The sequence below is a fragment of the Trinickia sp. HAY1-2D genome, assembly GCF_056754935.1.
In genome coordinates, this window is the sequence record NZ_JBPGWX010000002.1 from 2838710 (window position 1) to 2849766 (window position 11057).

The 11057-nt window shown below is 64.6% G+C and carries 11 protein-coding genes and 1 pseudogene; 4 read left to right on the forward strand and 8 right to left on the reverse strand.

Annotated features, from left to right (window positions below):
* Positions 1-59: 59 nt before the first annotated feature.
* Positions 60-1643 carry an acid phosphatase gene (locus ACR9ZC_RS20340; protein ID WP_481581682.1) on the forward strand — a complete coding sequence of 528 codons (1584 nt, stop codon included), beginning with the start codon at positions 60-62 and terminating at the stop codon, positions 1641-1643.
* Positions 1644-1673: 30 nt separating this feature from the next.
* Here ACR9ZC_RS20340 and ACR9ZC_RS20345 read toward each other — a convergent pair whose 3' ends face one another.
* From ACR9ZC_RS20345 to ACR9ZC_RS20380, 8 genes and pseudogenes are all read right to left on the reverse strand, one after another.
* On the reverse strand, positions 1674-4577 hold the full coding sequence (locus ACR9ZC_RS20345; protein ID WP_481581683.1) for an ATP-binding protein: 2904 nt from the start codon (positions 4575-4577) through the stop codon (positions 1674-1676).
* Positions 4574-5227: a response regulator gene (locus ACR9ZC_RS20350; RefSeq protein WP_481581684.1), complete on the reverse strand. Its 654-nt coding sequence runs from the start codon at positions 5225-5227 to the stop codon at positions 4574-4576. The genes ACR9ZC_RS20345 and ACR9ZC_RS20350 overlap by 4 nt, the downstream gene beginning before the upstream one ends.
* 242 nt (positions 5228-5469) lie before the next feature.
* Positions 5470-6078, reverse strand: coding sequence for an HrpE/YscL family type III secretion apparatus protein (locus tag ACR9ZC_RS20355; protein WP_481581685.1), 609 nt, complete (start codon positions 6076-6078; stop codon positions 5470-5472).
* The gene (locus ACR9ZC_RS20360; RefSeq protein ID WP_481581686.1) at positions 6075-6680 is read right to left on the reverse strand and encodes a hypothetical protein; all 606 of its coding nucleotides are present in this window, start codon (positions 6678-6680) and stop codon (positions 6075-6077) included. Before ACR9ZC_RS20360 ends, ACR9ZC_RS20355 begins: the two co-directional genes overlap by 4 nt.
* Complete coding sequence (locus ACR9ZC_RS20365; protein ID WP_481581687.1) at positions 6677-7444, reverse strand: hypothetical protein; 768 nt, start codon at positions 7442-7444, stop codon at positions 6677-6679. The genes ACR9ZC_RS20360 and ACR9ZC_RS20365 overlap by 4 nt, the downstream gene beginning before the upstream one ends.
* A complete protein-coding gene (locus ACR9ZC_RS20370) occupies positions 7441-7854 on the reverse strand; it encodes a hypothetical protein (protein WP_481581688.1) in 414 nt (137 codons plus the stop codon). Before ACR9ZC_RS20370 ends, ACR9ZC_RS20365 begins: the two co-directional genes overlap by 4 nt.
* 20 nt (positions 7855-7874) lie before the next feature.
* Positions 7875-8072: a hypothetical protein gene (locus tag ACR9ZC_RS20375; protein ID WP_481581689.1), complete on the reverse strand. Its 198-nt coding sequence runs from the start codon at positions 8070-8072 to the stop codon at positions 7875-7877.
* 59 nt (positions 8073-8131) lie between these two features.
* Positions 8132-8419, reverse strand: a pseudogene (locus ACR9ZC_RS20380) (type III secretion system major pilin HrpA); the annotation flags it as partial.
* A 337-nt stretch (positions 8420-8756) separates the two neighbouring features.
* Here ACR9ZC_RS20380 and ACR9ZC_RS20385 point away from each other — a divergent pair.
* Genes ACR9ZC_RS20385 through ACR9ZC_RS20395 form a run of 3 tightly spaced genes read left to right on the forward strand, consistent with a single transcriptional unit; the run spans position 8757 to position 11036 of the window.
* On the forward strand, positions 8757-9251 hold the full coding sequence (locus ACR9ZC_RS20385) for an RNA polymerase sigma factor (RefSeq protein ID WP_481581690.1): 495 nt from the start codon (positions 8757-8759) through the stop codon (positions 9249-9251).
* The gene (locus ACR9ZC_RS20390) at positions 9248-9502 is read left to right on the forward strand and encodes a hypothetical protein (protein ID WP_481581691.1); all 255 of its coding nucleotides are present in this window, start codon (positions 9248-9250) and stop codon (positions 9500-9502) included. The genes ACR9ZC_RS20385 and ACR9ZC_RS20390 overlap by 4 nt, the downstream gene beginning before the upstream one ends.
* Positions 9489-11036 carry a secretin N-terminal domain-containing protein gene (locus tag ACR9ZC_RS20395; RefSeq protein ID WP_481581692.1) on the forward strand — a complete coding sequence of 516 codons (1548 nt, stop codon included), beginning with the start codon at positions 9489-9491 and terminating at the stop codon, positions 11034-11036. The genes ACR9ZC_RS20390 and ACR9ZC_RS20395 overlap by 14 nt, the downstream gene beginning before the upstream one ends.
* Positions 11037-11057: the final 21 nt, after the last annotated feature.

Genomic DNA, 11057 nt, shown 5'->3' on the forward strand with positions numbered 1-11057 from the left:
ACCGGCGCACCGATAGATGCCATGCGGCATGAAACGCTCGATCCGAAGGAGAACAAGCGATGCGCAAGAATACGAGAAAATACCTCGCTGCGGCTACCATTGCCGCCATCGTCGCGTTGGGCGGTTGCGCCAATGGCACGCTGGACGAACGGCAAGACTTGTCGAGCGTGCGCAATATCGTCGTCATCTATGCGGAAAACCGCAGCTTCGACAACCTTTACGGCAGCTTCCCGGGTGCCGACGGTCTGCAAAACATCTCGGCCGCGAACGCCCGCCAGCTCGATCGCGACGGCAAGCCGTTACCGACCTTGCCGCCCATCTGGAACGGCCTCACGCAACGCGGGGTCATACCGGCGGTGACGCAATCGGCAACGCGCGATCTGCCGAACGCGCCGTTCGCCATTGACGACCCGAACGGCTTCAACACCTCGCGCCGCGTCGCCACGCGCGATCTCTGGCATCGTTTCTACGAAAACCAGATGCAGATCGACGGCGGCAAGAACGACATGTTTGCCGCCTGGGCCGATTCCGGCGGTCTCACGATGGGCCACTACGCGGCCGATACCTCGACACTACCGCTCTGGAAGATCGCCCAGCAATATACGCTTGCCGATCATTTCTTCATGAGCGCATTCGGCGGCTCGTTCCTGAATCACCAGTGGCTCGCGTGTGCTTGCACGCCGGTGTACCCGAACGCCGACAAGAGTCCGGCGGCGCACCTCGTTTCGGCGGTCGAGCCCGACGGCGTCACGCTCAAGGTGGCGGCCAACTCGCCCAGTTCGGCGATAGCCGGGCCACCGAAGTTCGTCAACTCGAACAACCTGACGCCGGATTTCTACGCCGTGAATACGATGCAGCCGGCCTACCAGCCGAGCGGCAACGCACCGGCGGCCGGCGGCGATCCGCGCTTCGCCGATCCCGCCAATCCGACGACGCTGCCGCCGCAAACGCAACGGCATATCGGCGACGCACTCAACGACGCCGGCGTTTCCTGGGCCTGGTACGGCGGTGCCTGGAATGCCGCGCTCGAAGCGACGAATCGGGGCGACGTCATTTACGGCCCGGCCCGGTCGGCCCCCAACTTCCAGCCGCATCATCAACCGTTCAACTATTTTGCCGACATGGCGCCCGGCACGGAGAATCGCGCGCGACACCTGCTCGATGGTGGCGTCAATGGAAGCAAGTTCATCGAGACGATCGACAACGGCAAGTTGCCCCAAGTGGCGTTTTACAAGCCGCAAGGCAACCTCAACGAGCACCCCGGCTATGCGGACGTCGAATCGGGCGATCGCCATATTGCCGATGTCATCGCCCATCTGCAAAAGAGTCCGCAGTGGCAGCACATGGTCGTGATCGTGACGTATGACGAGAACGGCGGCTTCTGGGATCACGCGGCCCCGCCGAAAGGCGACCGCTTCGGCCCCGCGACCCGGATTCCCGCGATCATCGTTTCGCCGTTCGCGAAAAAGAACTACGTCGATCACACGCAATACGATACGACTTCGATCCTGCGCTTCATCACGCGCCGCTTCGCGCTCAAAGAGCTGCCCGGCCTCAAGACCCGCAATGAAGCGCTCGTCGCGCACGGCAATATGCCGATGGGCGATTTGACGAACGCGCTCGACCTCGACGGCGATCGATGATCCGATAATCCGTGCGGCCGGCAAATCGGCTCAGGACGGCGCGCCGGCCGCGCTGTCCGACATTTCCCCCGTCGCACGGGAAATCGCGGTCTGCAACTCGAAGAGCGCCTCATGCGGCGGCTCGCCGTTTTCCAGGCAAGCTTCGAGGCGCGTTGCCGCCTGAGCGACGGCTTGCAGATGAAACCACGCGGCGGTACCGACGATGCGATGCACGATCTCCTTCGCGCGCACGGTGTCTTGCTCCAGCGATAGTCCCAACAAGGCCGAAAGCTCGCTGACGAGCGTGCGCTGCAGCTTTTCCCACAGATCCGTATGCCGCTCGGAGGGAATGCCCGCCTTCTCCAATTCGACGATGGGCGGCGCCACGATGCCGTGCTGCTGGAGCAGCGTGCGCAAAGCGTCGATGCCGACCGGCTTCACGAATACGTCGTCGGCACCCGCGGTGAAGCAAGCCTCGCGCTGCTGCGGCATCGCATTCGCCGTCAGTGCGACCAGCGGCATGCGGCGCCGCCCCAGCTTGCGCTCGAGTTCGCGAATGTGCCGGATCAGCGCGACACCGTCCATTCCCGGCATCATGCAATCGGTGATCACCATCGCGTAGGCCTGGCGTTCGACCATCCTCAGCGCCTGCGCGCCATCGACAGCCGTGTGGCACTCGGCGATGCGCAGCGTCACGATCTGACGCTTGAGCACTTCGCGGTTGATCTCCTGATCCTCGACGACCAATATTTGCAACGGCCCCGTCGCTGCCGCAGCCGGATCGGCCGTCGTACGATGCGACGCGGTGTCGCGGCACGGCGCGCGTACCGCGGGATCGATCCGCAGCGGCAAATCGATGGCGATCGTCGTGCCGCGGCCGAGTTCGCTGGTCAGCGCAATGGTGCCGCCCATCGATTCGATCAACCGCTTGCAGATCACGAGCCCAAGTCCGGTGCCAGGCGGTCGGCTCGCGCTCAACGAGCGCGCCTGCGCGAACGGCGCGAAAAGGCGCGCCTGGTCCTCCTGCGCGATACCGATGCCCGTATCGGCCACCTCGATCACGACATGCTCGACTCCGTTTTCACGCAGACGCAGCTTGACCGACAACGAAACGAAGCCATAGTCCGTGAACTTCGACGCATTGCCCAGCAGATTCAGCAGCACCTGTCCGAGGCGCTGAGCGTCGCCGAGATATCGCGGCGCAAGGTCCCGGGCGACTTCGACCGCAAAACGCAACCCTTTGCGTTCGAGTTCCGGCGCGGCGATACCGGCTGTACGTTGCGCCACGTCGGCCAGCGAAAACGGCTGACATTCGAGCGTCAGCTCCCCGTTCTCGCTCTTCGCGAAATCGAGAACGTCGTTGAGAATGCGCAACAGAATTTCAGCCGCGTTGCGCGCCATGTCGACGAGATGCTGGTCGTCGGGCGGCAGCCTGCCGTGATCGAGCAACTGCAAAATGCCGACGACACCGCTCATCGGTGTCCGGATCTCATGGCTCACGGTGGCAAGGAAGACATCGCGCGCCCGGGATGCCTCCTCTGCATCGTGCTTCGCATCGATCAGTGCGGTCTGCGTCTCCTTGGTTTCGGTGATGTCGCGAACGTACCCGCTCCAGACGATTTCCCCGCGCGCGTGAAACTGGGGTGCCGCTTCGAGTTCGACCCACGTCGGGCGAGGTGCGTTAAGCGACAGCGCGAGCTCGGCGCGCACCGTTTCGAGCGAACGTGTCGAATGCAGGAAACGATGCATCAACCGGAATCGCGCCTGCGCGTCGAGCGCAACCAAAAAGCGCTTGAAGAGTTCGTCCGCCCTGGCAGCTCGCGGGTTGAGCCAATCGTAGGCGCGGCGATTCACGAAGACGAGCGTGAACGGGACGGCAGCGGCATGCTTGGTCCGTACGAACCGCAGTTGAAACACGATCGCGGGCAACGACTGAGTGAGTTCCACGAGCTGCCGTTCGGTCGAGCGCCGCTGCCGTACCTCTTTACGAAGCCGAAGCATGTAGACGCACAAGACCGCGAGGAAAAGCGCCGTCAATACGGCGATCGGCGTCAGGACGATCCACAGCGTCCGGGCAGGTACGCCGAACGTGAAGCGCGCCGATAGCCAGCTGTTCTGGATATGCTCGCGCTCGCTTTCTGGAATCGCGGCGAGCGCCCGGTTGATGAGCGGGATGAGTGGAGCATATTGCGGCCCGACGCCGAACGACAGCTCCTCGACATAGCCTGCCGGCGCGGCGATGCGCAGGACCCCCTCGTATTTTTCGCGAACGAGGCGATCGATGACGCCCAGATTGCCGATGTAAGCGTAGGCCTTGCCTTGTGCGACGGCATCGAGCCCTTCCTCGGCCGAGCTTACGATGACTTTATGCGTGTCGTGCATGCCCGGCAGTTCCGCCGTGAGCGCGTCGGAGTCTTTTACGATCGCGACCTCCGCACCGGAAATGTCGCCGGCGCCCGCGATGAAGGGTGCCGTTTCGCGCGTCACGATGACGAGCGGGTAGCGACCATAGGGGGTCGTGTATTTGAACGTGCTGTTGAGACCGTCCGATCGCGACGTCGCGACGACAAGGTCGAGTCCCCCCTCATTGGCAAGCTGCACCGTCTTCGCCCATGACCCGGTGGGCACGATGTGAAGCCGCAAACCGAGCGTCTGGCGAACGAAGTCCAGGTAATCCGCCGAGATACCGCCGACGCGACCCGATGGGTCGAGGAATGCGATCGGTGCCCAGTGGGGATCGGTGCCGATCCGCAGCGGCGGCAACGATTCCAGATAGGCTCGCTCCTGCGGCGACAGCGCAATGCGCAGATCCCAGCCAATGTGGGGCGGTTGCTCGTCCTGTCCATGCGTATGGCAGCCGGCGATCGACAGGGCAAGGATGATGCAAGCCAGCCCGACGATACGCCCGACGCAAGCGCCTACGAATCGCCCGCACGAACCGGCTTGCGCGTTCATGTCAGAAACACGTTATTCTTGCGGCAATATTCGAGCAGTTGCTGGCTATTGTGCGCACCCAGTTTGCGTTGCGCGCTCACCTTGTGACGGCTGATCGTCTTGACGCTCCGGTTCAACCGCTGGGCAATTTCGGTCGGACTCTGACCTTGGACGAAAAGCCGGATCACCTCGAGTTCCGCTGTCGTCAGCTTCGCCTCGTGACCGACGCGGGTACCGACGATGCTCGCGCCCGCGAGCAGTGACTGGAGCCCGGGACTCAGATAAGAGCGCCCCTGCGACACGGCAAGCAATGCGTAATGCAGTTCCGTGACACCGCCGGCTTTTTCGACGATGGCCTTGACGCCTTTGGCGATCAGCTTGTTGAGAATGGCGGCATTGCGCAAAGCAGTGACGACGACGATGGGTGCATTCGGACAAAGCCGCATCAAACGATCGACCAATGCCATGCCATCCTGGGTGATCTCGCCAGGCATCGAATAGTCGGTGACGATCGCGTCGCACGGCTCGCTTTGAACCACCGCGATCAGTTCGTCCGAACTGGAGGCTTCGGCAACGATTTCCGCGACGCCGCTCGCCTCGATAGCGAGACGAATGCCATAGCGGACGATGGCATGGTCGTCAGCGAGAATGATGCGCAATGATTTGTTCATGGTTGAGCTCCGAGCCGACGCAAGTCGCCGAATGGCGCGGCACGCCGATATGCGCATTGCGCAGGAGGGCGACTCGAACCCGGTTTTGCTTGCGAAAATCAAAAATACTAAAGGGCATCAGTCGAACCGATAATACGAAAAATCTTGAAAATGGAAATCCCGAACGCAGACAATTACATCTCGATATCGTCCAACCCCGGTGAAATACCAACATATGGGAACAAGCGGCCCGATTTGCCTAATCAACCGCGATCGAGAAATCGTTCGATGATCGATTCCCATTCGATCTCCCACGCTCCGTTTCCCACCTCGAGGCGGCAATGACCCCGAGGCAGCGAGGCGTCCGCTTGCACCGCCCACGGCAGCCCGATGCGCGCGGCATCGTCGCCAAGCGCCGTTGCATCGTCCGGACTGAAGAACAGACAACCGGTCGCCTCCGTGCCCGCGCATTCACGCAGAGCTTGTGCGCAGATCTGCATACGCTGCCCCGACGGCAGCGTCGCGGCCAGGCGTCTTATCGCCACGGCCAGCGCCGCATCGAGTGTCGTTTCGAGCCGCGCCGCCAGGTCATCGCGGCACGCTCGATACGCGGCCTCGAGTTCGATGGCACGCTCGAGCAAGGCGGCATCGGCGCTGCGACGACGCCGCCCACATTCGAGCGAGGTTCGCCCGTGCAGCGCGGCGGCTTCGTCACGCGCCCGCGCAATGAGTGCATCGGCTTCGCGGCGTACGACTTTCGCATAGTCGATCGCTTCACGGAGCGCATCAAGTTCTGCGCGCCGAAGCACGGTCCGCGTGATCGGCACGGGACACTCCGGAGGCGTAGCGATGCGGCGGGAGACGAAACTCATGAGCCGGTATTCGCATCGAGCGCGCGCAGCCGTCGCAGCACGGCAAGCCAAAGCGTGACGCACAACGTCACATCGATCCGCTCGATAACGAGCCATGCGTCGGTCGCCAATCGTTGCGGTGCTCGCATCATCGCGACGCGGGCTGCCACGTCAGGCCAGCCGGCCTCGGCCATTGCAGACAACACGTTCAGGCCGCAAACCGTCGCATCCCATTGCGCACCGCCGGATGGTAGGAGACGCGCATCGATGCAACTGACGTCACGATAGCGAAGCGCGATCGATAGTCGCGGCTGCGCCGCCCTGTCCACTTCCTGGACGCCTCCCGCTCGCACGAGTGCGATCCATCCGAAGACCGCCGCTGCCTCGACCATCATGGCCCGCGGCGCGGCGAGCGCCTCGAACCATCGAATATCGGCCGGCGGTGACCAGCACCGTCCAAGCTCGAACGCATCGATCCAGCCGCGAAACAGCAATCGTTGGCCCGCTACGCCGGCAGGAGGCACGGCCACCGATGCGCCGTATCGCCGATGCCAATCGGCATGGGCCCAGCGCCACGGAGAGCACCAGAACGCCGGCCAGCCGTCATCGGGTGGTCCGCTCATCGCTTCGTTGCGCGCAAGCGCGTCACCCAACGGCGCAGATGCCATCCCAACATCGCTGTGCCCGCCGTGCCGAGTGCCGCTGCCGCCGCCCATGCCATATAGGACCGACGCACGACGGCTCCGGGGCCGGCTCGCACCGCCGCAGCAGCGGGCTCGCGCTCCTTGACCAGCATCACGGCGACATGTCGATCGTCCTCGCCGGCCAGCCCCGGCACGCCGTTCTTGACGAGCCGTACAAGGCCCGGCAGAAGGCCCGTCAGATCGATATCGGGCCGATGCTTGATGAGCAACGACGCGGAGGCCGGCACGAGGGGCGCACCGGGCGAGGGCCGCTCCGGCGGTACGACGCGGGCACGCACCGACACCACACCGTCGATGTCGAGAATGACGCTTTCCAGCGCTGCTTCGAGCGCATGGACATAACGGGTCCGCTCTTCGAGCGGGCTCGGCAACAGTCCTTTGCCGGTGAATGCATCGGCCAACCCACGACGGGGCTGCCGAGGCAGCCCGGCATCGCGCAGCGCGCCGGCCGCGCCGTAGAAGTCGGCGTCGGTTACGGACAGTACGACGTCGTCCTTGTCCCCCGTTCGCTCGACATCGATTCCGCGGTGACGCAACGCGGCCTGGATTTCGTTGGCGGCCTGGACATCGGACGAGCGAAACAGTTCGACTCGCGCATCGCAGCCGGCCAGCGCCAGCGCGAGCCCCGCTGCGACCGATCTGCCAACGCGGCAACGACGTGACGATGCGGCGCCGTGCGTCATGACGCGGTGATCAGTTGTTTCAGCGAAGCTGTCGCAGTGCCGACGAGCTTCGCGGTCCACAACACATCGAGTTGATACGCTGCCATGAGCCTTGCCTGACGGTGCATCGCGATCGCGATATCGGCCGTGCCCGCGCCGTTCGCATGAGCCTTGACGATGCGCTCGGGCAACTGGCGAGCTTCGATGCGGGTGCGGGCGATATGCTCGAGGTGCCCCTCGAGACGATCGAGCGCCGAGGAATGGGCCGGCGCGCGCGGCTCGAGCGCGCGCAGCGATGCACCGGCCAGCGGTGCCTCGGCCAGCGCCTGCGCGAACTCCACGCCCTCGCGGGCGAGGGCCGGAGCATCCGTTGCCGGCACGACGCCGACGGCGGGAAACGCCCGAAAATCGGAACGGTGCAACGCGTCCATGGTCTCGCTCCTGGCCGGCATCAAGCCTTGATTTGCTGCGTCAGTTGACGAAGCGAGTTGATGAGCTCGGTCAACATGCGCGAGTGCGACGCATCTAGACCGGCTTGCGCATCGACCCGGTGCTTTTGCTCCGCAAACGCGAGCGCGGCGTGAGACGCCGTGTCGATCGCACGTACGCGCTGCGCCATCCGGTCCATCGCCGCGGCTTGAACATCCATCGACATATCGTTCCTCGAAGTGATTCGGCCACCGCGCGATAGGGCGATGGGCCACGCGATCAAAAATGAATGCCTTGCGCTGCTTTGTGCGCGGCGTTTTGCATCTTGGTCGCCGAGTCGAGCTGACCGCTCGCGATGCTGTTGGCCGTATCGGCCATCATCTTCTGGATATTGGCCTCGGTCTGTAATTCGATCGTCTTCAACTGCATGTTCTGCTGACGTTTGAAAACACTGCCCATCTGATCGAGGTTTTCGGTTCCGTCGGCCGAAACGGCCGACGAGGCGGTACTGGCCAATGCGCTCAGCGCGCTGAGTGCGGGAATCACGGCTGCGAAGGTCATGGCTAACTCTCCCTGTGTCGGCGAAACGTCTTTACGCTTCCCGGAATCGACGAGTACCGGGAAGAAATCGACACCTTAGTAACAACGCACGCGCACCGGTTCCATCCAGTGGCGAGCCGGTGCCGGGATGCCGCGACGAGCGGGGCGCCGAACGCAACCGGCCCATGCGCATCGATGCGATCCGTTCGGCGCGGCGCGGTGCGTAACATCGTCCGATTTTCATATCAAAATCGACTGCAGCCGGGGCCTGGCGCGACGATCGCGGCTATTCCAAACCGCAAAACATTCGACGCTCATGATTTCGAGGCCTTCGGACCTGCCGGCGCCCCTTGCCGACGCTGACGTGTCCGTCGTATTCGACGACTGGTACCGCTCGCACGCGCTTGCCATTCAACGCTTCATCATGCGTCGGGTGCGCAGCGCGGAAGATGCGGAAGACATCCTCCAGTCCACCTATCTCGGCGCATGGGAAAACCGGTCGTCCTATCGAGGCACGGCACATCCGAAAACATGGCTCACGGCCATCGCGCTGAACATCGTGCGCAATTACGTCAATCGCACCGCGGACTACCGGTTCATCGTCGAAAGCATCGACGACCACGAAGAAGAACTCGTCGACACGCTGGCTCCCGAGCGCCGCATGTCGATCAACCAGCGCTTTGCGCAATTCATCGAATTCGCGCAGTCGCTTCCGCCCGATCAGCAACGCATGATCGAGCTGCTCTTTATCGACGACGTCAGCTACGTGCAGGTCGCGCAACGGCTCGGCATCCCCGTCGGTACCGTGCGCTCGCGGCTCGCCCGGCTGCGCGCGAAACTCGAGCGGCACTGCGCATGAACCACCCCCTCTCCCAGGCCACGCTCGACGGACGATCCATGACACCCACACTGAGCCCCACTGAACTCCAACTCACGCGCGCGATCGAACACGCCGATCAGGTCCGCGATACGCTTTCGCCGGGCGCTCCCGAGCAGTGGCAGCGCTACGTCGATGCGCTGCGCGGCGTTTCGCTCGCCAACTGGAGCGCAACGAGCGATCTGCAGACGAAGTTCCTGCTCGCGCGTGCGGTGCTCAATGAAATCCGTTGAATGGCTGCGCCGATGCGCGCTCGCACTCGTCGGCGCGATCGTTCTCGGGTCCGCCGGCGCACGCGCGGGCGAACCACCGCATGACGGGCTCGATGCGCCCTATGCGTTTCAAGCGGCGCAATCGACGCCGCTCGATGCGCTCGATCGCTTCGCCGAGGATCACGGACTGCGTCTTCGCCTCGCCGCCGAGAGCGGGCGCGCAAACGATAGCTGGCGCACGGCGCGCCTCGCCGGATGGCTTCGGGCGGAGACCGGCCGCGACTTTCTCGAGCAACTCGCCCGCACCCATCATTTCGATTGGTTCGTCGCGAACCGCACACTGTACGTGAGCGCACGCACCGCTTCGCGCGTCGCACGCATCGCGCTCGGCGGCCTCGACCCCGAGGCGGCGCGCGCGGCGCTGGCAGCCGTCGGGCTCTATGAGCCGCGCTTCGGCTGGGGCGCACTGCCCGGCCAGGATGCGGTGCTCGTCGGTGGGCCGGACGAGTATCGCTCGCTGCTGCGCCGGTTCGTTGCGCACCGTCCGACCACCGGGGCAGCCGCCGATCCGCAGCCGATGGTCTTCGTGCTGCGCCACGCGCAGGCGGCCGATGGGCCCGCGCCCGAGCGCGGGAATGCATCGCGGCCCGGCATCGCATCGATTCTTCGCCAGTTGCTGACCGGCGAAGACACGCACCCGCCAAGGCAGGGTTTCTTGCCCCCCCAGGCTTCCGTATCCGATTTTCCCGGCGTCGCCGCACCTACCCCATTGCCGCTCGTCGATGCGATCTTTCCGAGCCGAACCGGCACCGCACCCGTCATGCCGGTACTGCCCGATACGCAGTCGAGCGCCGCGCTGCCGGGGAGCTCACGCCGCACGGATATCGTCGTCGCCGCCGACGAGCGAACGAACACGGTGCTCGTGTGGGCCGATCTTGCCCTGCGCACACGCGTGGCGCAGCTCGTCGAAGCGCTCGATCGCCCGCAGCCGATGGTATCGATGGAAGTGCTCGTTCTCGAGACAGAGGATGCGGCGCTCATGCCGCCCGCCGCGGAACACGCGTCGGGCCGCGGCCCCGACATCGCGGTGCAGGGCGCGAGCGCTGCCGATGCCCAACGCGATGCACGATGGCTGAACGCACTCGTCGAACACCGCGCGCGCGTGCTCAACCGGCAACGCATCGTCGGCTTCGCGAACCGGCACCTGGGTCTGGCGATCGGCGCGGAGGAGCCGAATGCGCCCGCCCCGTCGTCGGCGCCGAGTGCCGACCACGCGAACGGTCGGTCAGCGCCGCGTGGCGACGCACTCGATCTCGTTGCGCGTGTCCTGCCGGCGCCGCCGAGCGGCCCAGCAGCGATCGCCGTCGACATCGGGCTCGCCATGCGGCAGCCAACCGGGTTGCCCGGGCAGGAATGGGCCAGCACGAGCAGCACCGAACTGACGACGGCGGTGGTGCTCGAATCCGGCGCGCCGCCGCGGCTCGTTGCCGTCTACCCGGTCGCCACATCGCGCGCGCGTCAACGTGCAGTGCTTCTTAGTGCGCACGCGCTCTAACCCGAACGCAGTCATCCCTTC

What these genes read in the sequence shown, in the direction of transcription:
- ACR9ZC_RS20340 (WP_481581682.1), top strand. Translation starts at nt 60, where the DNA reads ATGCGCAAGAATACGAGAAAATACCTCGCTGCGGCTACCATTGCCGCC.
- ACR9ZC_RS20345 (WP_481581683.1), bottom strand. Translation starts at nt 4,577, where the DNA reads ATGAACGCGCAAGCCGGTTCGTGCGGGCGATTCGTAGGCGCTTGCGTC.
- ACR9ZC_RS20350 (WP_481581684.1), bottom strand. Translation starts at nt 5,227, where the DNA reads ATGAACAAATCATTGCGCATCATTCTCGCTGACGACCATGCCATCGTC.
- ACR9ZC_RS20355 (WP_481581685.1), bottom strand. Translation starts at nt 6,078, where the DNA reads ATGAGTTTCGTCTCCCGCCGCATCGCTACGCCTCCGGAGTGTCCCGTG.
- ACR9ZC_RS20360 (WP_481581686.1), bottom strand. Translation starts at nt 6,680, where the DNA reads ATGAGCGGACCACCCGATGACGGCTGGCCGGCGTTCTGGTGCTCTCCG.
- ACR9ZC_RS20365 (WP_481581687.1), bottom strand. Translation starts at nt 7,444, where the DNA reads ATGACGCACGGCGCCGCATCGTCACGTCGTTGCCGCGTTGGCAGATCG.
- ACR9ZC_RS20370 (WP_481581688.1), bottom strand. Translation starts at nt 7,854, where the DNA reads ATGGACGCGTTGCACCGTTCCGATTTTCGGGCGTTTCCCGCCGTCGGC.
- ACR9ZC_RS20375 (WP_481581689.1), bottom strand. Translation starts at nt 8,072, where the DNA reads ATGGATGTTCAAGCCGCGGCGATGGACCGGATGGCGCAGCGCGTACGT.
- ACR9ZC_RS20390 (WP_481581691.1), top strand. Translation starts at nt 9,248, where the DNA reads ATGAACCACCCCCTCTCCCAGGCCACGCTCGACGGACGATCCATGACA.
- ACR9ZC_RS20395 (WP_481581692.1), top strand. Translation starts at nt 9,489, where the DNA reads ATGAAATCCGTTGAATGGCTGCGCCGATGCGCGCTCGCACTCGTCGGC.